Annotated in this window: 12 protein-coding genes; 2 read left to right on the forward strand and 10 right to left on the reverse strand. The window is 72.8% G+C overall.

Translation table 11 applies throughout. The annotated features are described in order from the left end of the window. Positions 1-39 precede the first annotated feature (39 nt). The 6 genes from IE140_RS11005 to pdhA all read right to left on the reverse strand — a co-directional run bounded on the left by IE140_RS11005 (position 40) and on the right by pdhA (position 7570). Entirely contained in the window at positions 40-1182 is a 1143-nt protein-coding gene (locus tag IE140_RS11005) for a potassium channel family protein (protein WP_032776489.1), read from the reverse strand. Further along, the gene (locus IE140_RS11010; protein WP_189460338.1) at positions 1140-2837 is read right to left on the reverse strand and encodes a molybdopterin molybdotransferase MoeA; all 1698 of its coding nucleotides are present in this window, start codon (positions 2835-2837) and stop codon (positions 1140-1142) included. The genes IE140_RS11005 and IE140_RS11010 overlap by 43 nt, the downstream gene beginning before the upstream one ends. Then, on the reverse strand, positions 2834-3784 hold the full coding sequence (locus tag IE140_RS11015) for an NTP transferase domain-containing protein (RefSeq protein WP_141720352.1): 951 nt from the start codon (positions 3782-3784) through the stop codon (positions 2834-2836). The genes IE140_RS11010 and IE140_RS11015 overlap by 4 nt, the downstream gene beginning before the upstream one ends. 116 nt (positions 3785-3900) lie before the next feature. Next, positions 3901-5382 carry a dihydrolipoamide acetyltransferase family protein gene (locus IE140_RS11020; protein WP_150195223.1) on the reverse strand — a complete coding sequence of 494 codons (1482 nt, stop codon included), beginning with the start codon at positions 5380-5382 and terminating at the stop codon, positions 3901-3903. Then, positions 5382-6413 carry an alpha-ketoacid dehydrogenase subunit beta gene (locus tag IE140_RS11025; protein ID WP_109179273.1) on the reverse strand — a complete coding sequence of 344 codons (1032 nt, stop codon included), beginning with the start codon at positions 6411-6413 and terminating at the stop codon, positions 5382-5384. Before IE140_RS11025 ends, IE140_RS11020 begins: the two co-directional genes overlap by 1 nt. After that, entirely contained in the window at positions 6410-7570 is a 1161-nt protein-coding gene (pdhA, locus tag IE140_RS11030; RefSeq protein ID WP_093444206.1) for a pyruvate dehydrogenase (acetyl-transferring) E1 component subunit alpha, read from the reverse strand. Before pdhA ends, IE140_RS11025 begins: the two co-directional genes overlap by 4 nt. 261 nt (positions 7571-7831) lie before the next feature. Between pdhA and IE140_RS11035 the strand changes: the two genes are divergently transcribed. Beyond that, entirely contained in the window at positions 7832-8410 is a 579-nt protein-coding gene (locus IE140_RS11035) for an Lrp/AsnC family transcriptional regulator (RefSeq protein ID WP_373296156.1), read from the forward strand. A 72-nt stretch (positions 8411-8482) separates the two neighbouring features. Here IE140_RS11035 and IE140_RS11040 read toward each other — a convergent pair whose 3' ends face one another. Continuing rightward, complete coding sequence (locus IE140_RS11040; protein ID WP_006125937.1) at positions 8483-9082, reverse strand: TetR/AcrR family transcriptional regulator; 600 nt, start codon at positions 9080-9082, stop codon at positions 8483-8485. Between the two features lie 157 nt (positions 9083-9239). Between IE140_RS11040 and paaN the strand changes: the two genes are divergently transcribed. After that, positions 9240-10940 (forward strand): phenylacetic acid degradation protein PaaN, encoded by a 1701-nt coding sequence (gene paaN / locus IE140_RS11045; RefSeq protein WP_150195226.1) that lies wholly within the window; start codon positions 9240-9242, stop codon positions 10938-10940. On the opposite strand, the gene IE140_RS11050 is transcribed toward paaN, so the two are convergent. From IE140_RS11050 to IE140_RS11060, 3 genes are read right to left on the reverse strand one after another with little or no spacing between them, the layout of a single operon-like run. Beyond that, positions 10941-11642 (reverse strand): TrmH family RNA methyltransferase, encoded by a 702-nt coding sequence (locus tag IE140_RS11050; RefSeq protein WP_150195228.1) that lies wholly within the window; start codon positions 11640-11642, stop codon positions 10941-10943. Beyond that, entirely contained in the window at positions 11639-13066 is a 1428-nt protein-coding gene (locus IE140_RS11055) for an HTTM domain-containing protein (protein WP_150195230.1), read from the reverse strand. Before IE140_RS11055 ends, IE140_RS11050 begins: the two co-directional genes overlap by 4 nt. Continuing rightward, positions 13063-13950 carry a DUF5819 family protein gene (locus IE140_RS11060; RefSeq protein ID WP_150195232.1) on the reverse strand — a complete coding sequence of 296 codons (888 nt, stop codon included), beginning with the start codon at positions 13948-13950 and terminating at the stop codon, positions 13063-13065. Before IE140_RS11060 ends, IE140_RS11055 begins: the two co-directional genes overlap by 4 nt. Positions 13951-13960 lie beyond the last annotated feature (10 nt).

Here is a 13960-nt window from a genome sequence, read left to right on the forward strand (position 1 = left end):
CTACTCCCGCCGCGCTCGCCCGGGCGGACGCCTCGTCGATCAGGGTCGCTGGTGCGGAGGCATCGGGTTCTTCGGCGCCGCGCCCGAACTGGAGCTCGCCCGCACGATGGTGATGACCCGGTCCGTCAACTGCAGAGGGCTGGCCGCCGGATCGTCGTAACCGAGCAGCCGGTGTCCGCGCAGCACACTGACGACCAGGTCTTCCGTCTCCCGGACGTTCTTGCCCACCTCGGCCTTTATGACCGGCCGTTCGACGAGATCGAGGCCGCTGCCCTGCTGGATCAGGTCCTCCATCACGGTGCCCGCGCTCGGGCTGAGAACGGAGAGGCCGAGCAGCCGTCCGGCGGCACTGGCGCTGGTGATCACCGCGTCCGCACCGGACTGCCGGAGCAGCGGCGCGTTCTCCTCCTCACGGACCGCCGCCACGATCTTCGCCCCGCGGTTCAACTGGCGCGCGGTCAGCGCGACCAGGACGGCGGTGTCGTCGCGCTGGGTCGCGATGATGATCTGACGCGCCTTCTGGAGCTCTGCACGCAGCAGCACATCGCTGCGGGTGGCGTCACCGAGCACACCGGTGAACCCCTCGGCGTTGGCGGCCTCGATCACCTTGGTGGCCGGATCGACGATGACGATCTGATCCTTCGACAGACCGGTGGCACAGAGGGTCAGAATCGCCGAGCGGCCCTTCGTGCCGAAGCCGACGACGACGGTGTGGTCTCGCAAGTTCGCTCTCCAACGCTTCAGCCGGAAGTCCTCCCGGGTCCGCTCCGTGAGGACCTCGAGAGTGGTACCGACCAGGATGATCAGGAACATCACGCGCAGCGGTGTCACGAGCACCACGTTGATCAGACGCGCTCCGTCGCTGTACGGCGTGATGTCGCCGTACCCGGTGGTGGAGAGGGTGACCGTCGCGTAGTAGATCGCGTCCAGCAGGTCGACCTTGCCGTCGGCGTTGTCGTTGTAACCGCTGCGGTCGAGCCAGACGATCAGCACGGTCGCGGCCAGCACGAGCAGCGCCATCAGCAGGCGTTTGGCGACCTGACGGGCCGGGCCGAGGGCCACCCTCCGGGGGAGCATCACCCGGGTCGGCACGACCAGTTCGTCCGCTCGCCTGGCCATCGCATCGTGGCCGGGAAGTTTCACGTGAAACACCCTTCCGTCCACGGCGTCGCCGGGGCCCATGGGAGATCCAGAATCTCCACCTCGGTGCCGGACCGTACCCCGCCCGGGGGCACCACAGCCAGTCCGTCTGCCGCGGCGATCCCCCGCAGCATCGCGGGCCCGTTGTAGCGCAGCGGCGCGACATGGTCCCGGCCGCCCGCCCGGCCCGGGCGGTGGACCACGGGGACGAGGCGGGTGTCGTGCGGGTGTCCGTGCACATCGGCGTGGACGAGGGCCCGGTACGGGTCCTGGGCGGGGCGGCCCGCGATGCCCGCGAGCAGCGGTTCCGCGAGCGTCAGCAGGCCCGATACGGCCGCGAGCGGGTTACCGGGCAGCCCGACGAGACAGGGCCCGTCCGGCGACAGCCGGGCCAGCAGCATGGGGTGGCCGGGACGGACCTCGACCCCGTCCACCAGCAGTTCGGCCCCGAGGGCTTCGAGGACCGGGTGCACATGGTCGAGGGGACCGGCGGCGGTGCCCCCGGTGGTGACGATCAGATCGGCGTCGGAGGAGGTGAGGGCGGAGCGCAGCGCCCCGGCGTCGTCCCCGAGCCGGCGGGGATCGGAGACCTCGGCGCCGAGGGCCCGCAGCCAGGGGCCGAGCATGGGGCCGAGGGCGTCCCGGATCAGCCCGTCGTGCGGCAGACCGGCGTTGAGCAGTTCGTCGCCGAGGACGAGGACGTCGACGCGCGGACGGGGCACGACGGGCAGCGCGTCGTACCCGGCGGCCGCGGCGAGGCCGAGCACCGCCGGCGTCACGACCGTCCCGGCCGGGACGAGTTGCTCGCCCGAACGGCATTCCTGGCCCCGGGGCCTGATGTCCTGCCCGGTGACCACGGACCGCCGGGCGTGCAGCAGGCCCCTGGCCTCGTCGACGTGGGCGTGCTCGCTGCGGATGACCGCCGTGGTGTCGGGCGGTACGCGGGCGCCGGTGGCGATCCGTACGGCGGTGCCGTCGGGCAGCGCGGCGGCCGGGCCGCGCCCGGCGAGGAGCCCCGCCCCGGCCTCGAACGCCCAGGGGCCGGGCCCGGCGACGGCCCAGCCATCCATGGCCGAGGTGTCGAAGGACGGCAGATCGGTGAGTGCGCCGAGCGCCTCGGACAGCACGTGCCCCAGGGCACGGTCGAGCGGCAACCGGATCGTCGCGGGCGGGCCGCCCCGCCCCGCCCGGGCCGCAATCGCCCGCGCCCGGTTCCAGGAGGGGGGCGGGAGTGTGGGCCGGGGCTTCGCGGGGTCTCCGGGGGAGGCCCGATCGGGTAGCGGCGGCTGTTCGCCGACAGGCTCCGGAGCGGTGGCCGTGGCAGCGGTGGTGCCTGCGGCAGTGGTGGCTGCGGTAGTGGTGGCGGTGGTGCGACCGTCGCGTGGGTCGTTGTCACGGCCGTCGTACGAGTGGCTGTCGGTGCTCCGGCGGGCGTGCTGGTCGCTGCTCGGGCCGGCGTTCGGGTCTTCGTCCCGGAAGTCCCGGTGGCCCCGGGAATCCTGGTGGCCCCGGGGGTCCTGACTACGGCTCGGACGCCCGTCCGGCCCGCCCGCCCCGCCGGTCCGGTCGGACCCGCCGACCAGGGCGAGGGCCTGCTCGACGGCCCGCTCCTCCTCCTCGCGGGCGCGTTCGCTCGCGGGCCCGGCGGGACGGAAGTCGCTGCCGGGCTCGCGGTGCGGCCCGTCGGAGCCGGTCACGGTGTCCCGGTCCCCTCGCGGCCCGTATCGGGCTTCGCCCCGCCCGCCGCATCGCCGCCCTGACCCGCTGACTTCGCCGACTCCGCTGCCGCCGCCTCCGCCGCCTCCGCTTCCCAGCGCAGAGCGAGGGCAGTGGCCTTGCGCGAGGCCTCCGCGACCGCCGCCGCGGCCTCGTCTGGGCCCGCACCGGCGCTCGCCCTCGCCGCCGCGTACCCGACCAGGAAGGTCGTGAGCGGGGCGGCAGGCCGGGCGACTCCGTGCGCGGCGTCACGGGCGAGGTCGAGCAGGACACCGGTGTCGACGTCGAGGTCGATTCCCAGTTCGTTCTTGACCGAGGTGATCCATTCGTCCAGCACGGCCCCATGCTCCCTGATCCGGGCTCGGGCGGCGGCGATGTCGTCCCAAGTGTCGCAGTCGAACGCGGCGTCAGGACCCGCGTCGACCCGGGCGAGGTCCAGCTCCGCCGTCAGAAGCCGGAGCGGAAGCCCGGCGAGATTCCCGTGCTCGGTGGCGATCAGGGCCAGCTCCCGGCGGAGCGGCTCGGCACGGTACGCGGCCACGAGCGGCTGGTCGCGCCCGTCGGGGTCGGTGCACAGCGCCCCTTCCCGGCCGGGCTGTACGGCGGCGGTGAGCAGGGCGTCGACCGTGCCCGGGCCGAGGAACGGAAGGTCGGCGGAGAGGACGAGAACGTGGTCCGCCGACGTCAGCCGCAGCCCCGCACCCAGCGCCGCCAACGGACCGCCGCCCTGCGGCACTTCCCGGGTCCAGACGACCGGTCGGGAGGTCGCGCGACGGTCGCCCACGACGACGGTACGAGCCGCGCCGTCGCATGCCGCGAGGACCCGGTCGAGCAGCGCCCGGCCGCCGACCCGGACTCCTGGCTTGTCGGCGCCGCCGAGCCGCTTCGCGGCCCCTCCGGCAAGGACGATCACGTCGTAGGCGGTCATACGTCGAGTATGGGCGGCGCCCCGCATCGACGCCCCCGCCGGGGTGGCCGGAAGACCGGCCACCACGACGGGGCGCGCCAGAGGGACCGCCGGAGTCGGGGGGCACGCCGCCGCGACTACAAGGTGCGCAGCAGCACCGCCGGCTGCTCCACGCAGTCCGCCACGTACCGGAGGAAGCCACCCGCCGTTCCGCCGTCGCACACCCGGTGGTCGAAGGTGAGGGACAGCTGGACGACCTGACGTACGGCCAGTTCGCCCTGGTGCACCCAGGGTTTGGGCATGATCCGGCCGACGCCGAGCATCGCCGCCTCCGGATGGTTGATGATCGGCGTCGAACCGTCGACCCCGAACACCCCGTAGTTGTTCAGCGTGAACGTGCCCCCGGTCAGCTGTGCCGGGCTGAGCTTCCCGGTGCGCGCCAGCTCGGTGAGCCGGGCGATCTCGGCCCCGATCGACTCGGCGTTACGGGTGTGCGCGTCCCGGACGACCGGGACGACGAGGCCCCGCTCGGTCTGGGCCGCGAACCCGAGGTGCACGCCGGGCAGCCGGACGATCTCACGGGCTTCGGTGTCCACGGTGGCGTTGAGCTCGGGGAACCGGGCCAGCGCCGCCGTGCAGACCCTCGCCAGCAGGGCCAGGACCGACACCTTCGGCCCGGCGGACGGGCCCGTCGCGGCGTTCATCGCGGCCCTGACCGCCATCAGCTCGGTGGCGTCGGCGTCGACCCAGCAGGTGGCGTCGGGAATCTCGGTCCGGCTGCGCGACAGCTTGTCGGCGACCGCTCCGCGCACCCCGCGCAGCGGAATCCGCTCGGCGCCCGCGGCGGCGGCTACACCGTTCGGGGCTGCGGCCACGGGTGCCGACGGTGTCGAGGGCTTCGCCCGGGACCGGGCCGGGGCCTGGGCCGCACGTGCCGTCGCCGCAGCGGTCTCCTCCGCCGTCCGGATCGCCCGGTCGACGTCGGCGCGCAGGATCAGCCCGTCCGGGCCCGAACCCGCCAGCCGCCGCAGATCGATGTCGTGCTGCCGGGCCAGCCGGCGTACCAGCGGAGAGACCACCGGCACGGGCCCGTCGGACACCGGAGCTGCGGCAACCAGGACCTCGGCCACCGGGGCCTCGACGACCTGGGCCTCGACCACCGGGGCACCGGAGACCGGGGCCTCGGCCACCGCCCGGTCGAGCCGGTCCGGACGGATGCGCCGACGACGCGCGGCCGGCGCGCCGGTCCCGTATCCCACGAGCACGTTCCCCGAGCCACCCGAGGACTCCGCGCCGGAGCCGGAACCCTTGCCGGAGGAGGAGGGGGAAGCAGAGGAGGAAGGGGACGCGGCGGAGCCGGAAGCCCCCTCCGGTGCCCCGACGGCGACCGTCAGCAGCGGTGCGCCGACGGGAAGTTCCGTGCCCTCCTCGCCGAACCGCGCGGTCACCACGCCCCCGTAGGGACAGGGCACCTCCACCATCGCCTTGGCCGTCTCGACCTCGACGACGGGCTGGTCGATGGCGACGACATCGCCGACCTCCACCAGCCAGCGGACGATCTCCGCCTCGGTCAGTCCCTCGCCGAGGTCCGGCAGCTTGAATTCGAGCACCTGGGCCATCAGCTGTCCGCCTCCCACTGCAACCGGGCCACCGCGTCGAGCACCCGGTCCACTCCCGGAAGATGGTGCCGCTCCAGCATGGGCGGCGGGTAGGGGATGTCGAACCCGGCCACCCGCAGCACCGGCGCCTCCAGATGGTGGAAGCACCGCTCGGTGATCCGGGCCGCGATCTCGCCGCCGGGCCCGCCGAATCCGGGGGACTCGTGCACGACGACCGCCCGCCCGGTGCGGCGCACCGACGCGGCCACCGTCTCGTCGTCGAACGGCACCAGCGAGCGCAGGTCGACCACTTCGAGGTCCCAGCCCTCGGCGAGGGCCGCCTCGGCGGCCTCCATGCAGACCGGCAGCGAGGGCCCGTACGTGATCAGGGTGGCGCTGCGCCCGGTCCGGCGCACCACGGCCTTGCCGATCGGTTCGACCGCGGCGGGGGCCTCGGGCGACCAGTCGGCCTTGGACCAGTAGAGCCGCTTCGGCTCCAGGAAGACCACCGGGTCGTCCGAGGCGATCGACTCCCGCAGCAGCCCGTAGGCGTCGTCGACCGTGGCCGGCGTGACGACGTGCAGGCCGGGGGTGGCCATGTAGTACGCCTCGGAGGAGTCGCTGTGGTGCTCGACCCCGCCGATCCCGCCGCCGTACGGCACCCGCACGGTGATCGGCAGCGGCATGGCCCCGCCGGTGCGGTTGCGCATCTTGGCGACATGGCTCATCAGCTGCTCGAACGCCGGGTAGGCGAACGCGTCGAACTGCATCTCCACCACGGGGCGCAGCCCGTACATCGCCATGCCGACCGCCGCGCCGAGAATGCCGGCCTCCGCCAGCGGGGTGTCGGTGCAGCGGTCGTCGCCGAACTCCTTCGCCAGCCCGTCGGTGATCCGGAAGACCCCGCCGAGCGTGCCCACATCCTCACCGAGCACATGGACGGTGGGGTCCTCGGCCATCGAGTCGCGGAGCGCACGCCCGAGGGCCTGCGCCATCGTGGCCGGTTTCGCCTTCACGGGGCGGCCGTCGGCCGTCACTGCCGCCGTGGTCATCGTCCTGCCTCCGGGCCGTGCTCGTCGTGGTCCTGCTCGGCGTCCAGCTCGGCGCGCAGGGCGGCGGCCTGCTCCCGGAGCTGGCTCGTCTGCTCGGCGTACACATGGGTGAAGAGGTCCATCGGGGTCAGCTCCGGATCCGCGTTCATCCGGTCGCGCAGGGCGGCGGCCATGCGTTCGGCGGCCTCCTTCGCCTGCTCGATGCCCGCGTCGTCCAGCAGCCCGCGCTCCGTCAGCTCACGCTCCAGCAGCCGCACCGGGTCGTGCGCCTTCCACGCCTCGACCTCGCTGTCGACCCGGTAGCGGGTGGCGTCGTCGGCGTTGGTGTGGGCCTCCATGCGGTACGTGACCGCCTCGACCAGCGTCGGACCCTCGCCGCGCCGGGCGCGCGCCACGGCCTCGCTCAGCACCTGGTGCACCGCCGCCGCGTCGTTGCCGTCGACCAGGCGGCCCGGCATCCCGTATCCGACGGCCTTGTGGGCGAGGGAGGGGGCGGCGGTCTGCTTGGCCAGCGGCACGGAGATCGCGAAGCCGTTGTTCTGGACGAAGAAGACGACCGGGGCCTTCCAGACAGCCGCGAAATTCAGCGCCTCGTGGAAGTCGCCCTCGCTGGTGCCGCCGTCGCCGACCATGGCGAGCGCCACCACGTCGTCGCCCTTGAGCCGGGCGGCGTGCGCCAGCCCCACGGCGTGCGGCAGCTGGGTGGCGAGCGGGGTGCACAGCGGGGCGATGCGGTGGTCGCGCGGGTCGTAACCGGTGTGCCGGTCGCCGCGCAGCAGGGTCAGCGCCTCGACCGGGTCCAGACCGCGCGCGACGGCCGCGAGCGTGTCGCGGTAGCTGGGGAAGAGCCAGTCGCGCTCCTCCAGCACCAGGGCGGCGGCGATCTCGCACGCCTCCTGACCGGTGCTCGACGGGTAGACCGCCAGCCGGCCCTGCTTCGTCAGCGCGGTGGCCTGGGCGTTGTAGCGGCGCCCGCGCACCAGCTCCGCGTGAAGGCGGAGCAGCAGCTCGGGGTCGACATCGGCGACCGCGTCCGTACCGAGCACCCGGTAGGGCTCCGGGTCCGGGAGCAGCGGGGCGGGGTCGGTGATCGGCTTCCAGGCCGGGGGCGGCGTGGGCCGGTAGGCGGCCGCGCCGGGCAGCTCTTGGACCGTCATGAGAAGCACCTCCTGGCATCGAGGGAGATCGAGGGGTGTCGATCGGCGGTTTCGAGTCGATCGGCGGTGTCGATGGGTGTCGATGGTGTCGATCGGGAGCGAGACATCGCGAGCTGGGCGAGGCACCGGTGTGGTGTGCCTCACCTACCGATTGTTCGGTCGTAAGCGCATTTTGGCTACAGGCGCCGCCAGCCTGTGGACAAACGGTTCTCCACAGCCTGGGATGGGTACAGGTCGTCCACGACAGGGAGGCGCGGGCCGATGGCAGCTGAACAAATGGCCGACACGGGCGAGGAGCCGGACCGGACCCCGCCCACCGCGGCACCGTCGGCCGCCGCCCCTGCGGGCCCGGAGCCGGTCCCGGTTCCGCCCGCGCGGCCGCTGGACGCCATCGACCGCGACATCCTGCGGATCCTCCAGACGGACGGCCGCGCCTCGATACGGTCCGTGGCCGAGCGGGTCCACGTCTCGCGCGCCAACGCCTACGCCCGGATCAACCGGCTCGTCGAGGACGGCGTGATCCGTGGCTTCGGCGCCCGGGTCGACCACGAGCGGGCCGGCCAGGGAGCGTCCGCGTACATCACGCTCAAGATCGTGCAGAACTCCTGGCGCACCGTGCGCGAGCAGCTCCAGGCGCTGCCCGGGGCCACGCACATCGCCCTGGTCAGCGGCGACTTCGACGTACTGCTTCTGGTGCACACGCCGGACAACCGGGCGCTGCGCGAGCTGGTCCTCACCCGGATCCAGTCCATCCCCGAGGTGCTCTCGACGCGCACGCTGCTGGTGTTCGAGGAGACGGACCTCGGACCGCGCCCGGACCGGCCGGCCGAACTCGCCTGACCGTGCCGTGCACGGCAGCCCGATGCCCCGGTGGGCTCGGCGGGCCCAGTGGGCTCGGTGGGCCTGGTGGGCTCAGCGGGAGCCGTTCGCCCGCATTCCCTCGAAGGCCAGCTGCACGACCGTGTCCGCGAGCTGCTCCTCCCCGGGGAAACCGCCCGGCTGCGGCCGGTACCACTCGACCAGCGAGTTCACCATCCCGAACAGCAGCCGGGTCGCCAGCCGTATGTCCACGTCGGCCCGGAGGTCGCCCTCGGCGACCGCGGCCTGGAGCAGCTCCGCCACCCGCTGGTCGAACTCGCGGCGCCGCTCCAGCGCCCAGCGCTCCGTCTTCGTGTTGCCGCGCACCCGCAGCAGCAGGGTGACGTAGGGGACCTCCGCCATCAGCACGTCGACGGTCCGGCGCGTGACGTACTCGACCCGCTCGACCGCGCGCCCGCGCTGCGCCCCCGGCTCATCCAGGATGGCGAAGAGCCCGTCGAGCGCCCGGCTCACGGCCCGGCGCAGCAGTTCCTCCTTGCCCGCCACATGGTGGTAGATGGAGGATTTCGAGATACCCGCCGCCCGGGAGAGATGCTCCATGGAGGTGCCGTCGTAGCCGCGCTCGTTGAAGACACGGACGGCGACGGTGAGCAGGGTCTCCGGTGTGTACGTGTCCCGCTTGGCCGTGGTCATGTCCGCGATCCTCCCCCATGAGGGATCAGCCCCGCACAGGCGGGGACCATCGAAGTTGTCCACAGGTTCCCGAGGACCCCCTTGTCCCGACCGATCGTTCGGTTACTCTAACTCCGTCCGTACGTCCCCGCCCGGCTCGATGAGGAGTTGGTCCGCCATGGCCTCCGCGCTCACCCCCCAGCAGCTGTCCGAGACCCACCGGCCCACGCTCGACCAGGCCCTCGACGTGATCAGTACCCGCGCGTACTGGTCGCCGCACCCCGAGCACCCGAAGGCGTACGGCGAAGGCGGCGCCCCGGGCAGCCTGGGTGCGACCGAGGGCAAGGCCGCCTTCGACGCAGCTCTGGGCACCCGGCTCGACCTGGGGCAGCCCGGCACCGACGGCTGGGTCGGCGGCGAGGTCTCGCCGTACGGGCCGGAGCTCGGCGTCGAGTATCCGCACGCCGACCTCGACGTTCTGCTGCCGGCGATGAAGGCCGGCACGGCCGCCTGGCGGGCGGCGGGACCGGAGGTCCGGGCCCTGGTCTGTCTGGAGATCCTGTCGCGGATCAGCGCCCGCACCCATGAGCTGGCCCACGCCGTGATGCACACGAGCGGCCAGGCCTTCATGATGGCGTTCCAGGCGGGCGGCCCGCACGCCCAGGACCGCGGCCTGGAGGCCGTGGCGTACGCCTACCGTGAGCAGGTCCGCACCCCGGGGACCGCCGACTGGTCGAAGCCGCAGGGCAAGCGTGACCCGCTGAAGCTGCACAAGTCGTTCATCACGTCCGGCCGGGGCGTCGCGCTGGTCATCGGCTGCAACACGTTCCCCACGTGGAACGGCTATCCCGGCCTTTTCGCGTCCCTCGCCACGGGCAATCCGGTGCTGGTCAAGCCCCACCCGCGCGCCGTGCTCCCGCTGGCGCTCACGGTGTCCGTCGCCCGCGAGGTCCTGGGCGAGGCGGGCTTCGACCCGAATCTGGTCGCGCTGGCCGCCGAGCGGCCCGGCGAGGGCATCGCCAAGACCCTGGCGGTCCGCCCCGAGATCCGGATCATCGACTACACCGGATCGACCGCCTTCGGCGACTGGCTGGAGGAGAACGCCCGCCAGGCCCAGGTCTACACGGAGAAGGCCGGCGTCAACACGATCGTCGTCGACTCCACCGACGACTACCGGGGCATGCTGGCCAACCTGGCGTTCTCGCTCTCGCTGTACAGCGGCCAGATGTGCACCACCCCGCAGAACCTGCTGATCCCCCGGGACGGCATCGCCACCGACGACGGCGCCAAGTCCTACGACGACGTGGTCGCCGACCTCTCGGCCGCCGTCACCGGTCTGCTCGGCGACGACGCCCGGGCGTCCGCCCTGCTCGGTGCGCTGGTCAACCCGGACGTCAGGGCCCGGGTGGAGGCGGCGGGAGAGCTGGGCGAGGTCGCGCTGCCCTCGCGGACGGTCGCCAACGCCGAGTTCCCCGACGCGGCCGTCCGTACACCGGTCGTCGTGAAGCTCGACGGCACCAAGCCCGACGACGGCGCGGCCTACCTCTCGGAGTGCTTCGGGCCGGTGTCCTTCGCCGTCGCCGTCGAGTCGACGGGCGCCGCCCTGGACCTGCTGCGCCGCACGATCCGGGAGAAGGGCGCCATGACGGTCGGCGCGTACACCACCTCCCCCGAGGTGGAGCGCGCGATCGAGGACGTCTGCCTGGACGAGTCGGCCCAGCTCTCGCTGAACCTGACCGGCGGGGTGTACGTCAACCAGACCGCCGCCTTCTCCGACTTCCACGGCTCCGGCGGCAACCCGGCGGCCAACGCGGCCCTGTGCGACGCGGCCTTCGTCGCCAACCGCTTCCGTGTGGTGGAGGTGCGGCGCCAGGCGTGACTAGCGGGTCTCCCGCGGGTCCGGGACATCGGCGTACCGCTGGATCCACGCGTGCATCGCGATGGCCGCGGCGGCTCCGGCGTTGATGGACCGGGTCGAGCCGAACTGCGCGATCGAGCACACCGTCGTGGCGTGCTCACGCGCCTCCTCGGTGAGCCCCGGCCCCTCCTGTCCGAACAGCAGGACGCAGCGGCGCGGCAGCTCGGTGCGCTCCAGCGGTACGGCGCCGGGGAGGTTGTCGATCCCGATGATCGGCAGCCCCTCGGCCGCCGCCCAGGCGGTCAGATCCGCCGTGTCGGAGTGGTGGCGGACATGCTGGTAGCGGTCGGTGACCATGGCGCCGCGCCGGTTCCAGCGCCGTCGGCCCACGATGTGGATCTCCTTGGCCAGGAAGGCGTTGGCGGTCCGGACCACCGAGCCGATGTTGAAGTCGTGCGTCCAGTTCTCCACGGCCACGTGGAAGTCGTGCCGCCGCAGGTCGAGATCGGCGACGATCGCCTCCCGCGTCCAGTAGCGGTAGGCGTCGCCGACGTTGCGCCGGTCGCCCCCGGCCAGCAGCTCGGGGTCGTAGCGCTCGTCGTCGGGCCAGGGCAGCGGATGCGGCCCGACACCGATCGGCTGGCCGTAGCCCTCGTCGTACTGGAGGGGTTCCGCCGGGGGTTCCGCCAGGGGGTTTTGGGTTCTGCCGGTCTCACTGCTCACCCGACGAGCGTATGGCCCCCGCCGCCGCCCTGGAGCCGGGGCTCCTCCGTACCGCCTTGGCCGTCCCGCGTCGGAACGTCAGCCGACCGGCCGTCCGGGCCGTCCGCACGAGTGGGCGTCCAGGGCTTCCCCGGCGTACGGGACCGGCCGGGCAGCCGGGAGAGCAGTCGCCGCCTGCCGAGCGTGGCCCGGGTGCCCAGCCACACGAGGAAGGCCGTCGGCAGGAACACCGCGTCGGCCGCGATCATCGCCATGGAGAAGAAGGGCAGCCCGAGCAGCAGGGCGATCCCCGCGTGCTCGCAGATCATCACGACCAGCAGGACGTTCTTGACCCGCCGGTTGAACAGCGTGAACGGGAAGGCGACCTGGACGATGACCGTGCCGTACGTCAGCACCATCACCATCAGCCCGCTGGCGCCCAGGATGTCCGAGAGGGCGGGCCACGGGGTGAAGTAGTCGAGGTTGAGCGGGTAGTAGAGCGCGGTGCCGTCCTGCCAGCGTGAGCCCTGGATCTTGTACCAGCCGGCGGTCGCGTAGATCAGGCAGACCTCGGCCATGATCACGGCAAGCGTGGCGTTGTGCGCGAGATTGGCCAGCACATCGAGCAGGGTGCGGAACTCGCTCCGGGGCGCGTAGCGGTCCACGACCCACCAGACGGCGGCGGAGAGCCAGAGGATCCACAGCAGCACCGGCAGCCACCGGGTGCCGCCGAGCCCGCCCAAGGCGGTGGCCGTCACGAGGACGTAGCCGAGGGGCGCCCAGAGCACCGGGCCCACGATGTCCCGGAGGGGCGGCAGGCCCTCGGCGGCACGCCGCGCGTTGCGCGCAGCGCGGCGGGCGTCCAGCGACCAGACCTGGGCGCAGCGCGTCAGCACGAGGTAGATCGCCATGAGGTGGACGACGTTGTCGCCGCCGTCGCCCATGAAGATGCTGCGGTTCTGCACCGAGAGCACGCCGACCATGAAGAGGACGGACATGGTCCGGGTCCGCCAGCCGAGCATCAGCGCCGCGGCGGACAGCAGAGTGAGGGCGTAGACCGCCTCGAACCAGACCGTGCTGTCGGTCCACATCAGGACGGAGAAGGCCCGGTTGCCCTCCGTGAGCTGACGGGCCAGGTCCCAGTGCCACGGGCTGTCCGGGCCGTACAGCTCATGGCGGTGCGGCAGCTCGCGCAGCAGGAAGAAGAGGTAGGTGGCGGCGAAGCCGATCCGGACGACGGCGCTCTGGTACGGGCCGAGGGCCGAGGCGGTGACACGCTGAAGGCCACGGGCCAGACCACCACCGGAGCCACCGGAACGTGGTGCCCGGGGCCCGGCGGGCTGCGGGCCTGCCGACCGCGGGCCGGTCGGCAGCGGGCCGGTCGGCTGCGATCCGGACGACTGCGGGGTCGGGTTATGCGGGCTCTGGGGCGAGGGGATGGTCACTGGTTCGCCTCCGCACGCGCCGCGTCCCGGCTCTTCTCCGCCGCATGCTCGGGAAGATCGTCAGGGGTCACGGTCCACCAGGGGAGTACGCGGTAGACGGGCCGGGTGCTGATCTTCTCGGTGCTCCAAGGGGGCGGGGCGATGGAGCTCGTGGCGGAGCGGAGCTGGATGCGTTCGATCGTGCCGCCGTAGTCGCGCTCGCTCAGCCGCAGCATCGCGATGCGCCGGACGTAGCGCTCGGAGAGATCCCCGCGCAGGCCGTTGGGGCGGTTCTCGCTGTCGTGGGAATTGATGTAGAAGTCCCAGCCCCGGCGGAGCTCGTTCTGGTGCACATGGCTGGGGAAGAAGTTGCCGCGGATCCCTTTGGCGTCCTCGTGGGTCAGGTTCATCCACCGGGTGGTGCGGCGGCCGTCGGCATCGACCACTTCGGCCCGCACATGGACGGCGACGTTCTGCTGGAGCGGGTTGGGCGCGAAGAGCTTCCAGTTCTGCTCGAACTCCGGGTAGATCCAGCGGTCGATCGTCTTCCCGTGCTCCTTGGTCAGCGTGTTGGACGGGGCGACGTGCAGGAACACCATGGCCACCTGCGCGCAGGCGAGGAGCCCGATCAGGGACAGCGCCAGGGCCGCGACCACCTGGTACGGAGTCGAGAGCCCGGCTATGCCCCGGCCGGTGACCGAGGGGTCGGCCGACGGCGTCGAGGGCGCCGGGTCCGTGGTGACCTCGGCGTTCGGCGGTACGGCTCCGTTCGGCGGTATGACGTCGGGGGTGTCCCGCGCTTCCGCCGGCCGGTTCAACGCCTGCGGCCAGGCGTCCTTCCCCCCGCCCGCAGAGCTCCTGTCGTGGTCCGAATCCATCCCGCCCCGCTCACCGTCGATCACCACTCAGTTATCC

This window comes from Streptomyces parvus (genome assembly GCF_014648875.1).
Lineage (GTDB): Bacteria > Actinomycetota > Actinomycetes > Streptomycetales > Streptomycetaceae > Streptomyces > Streptomyces parvus.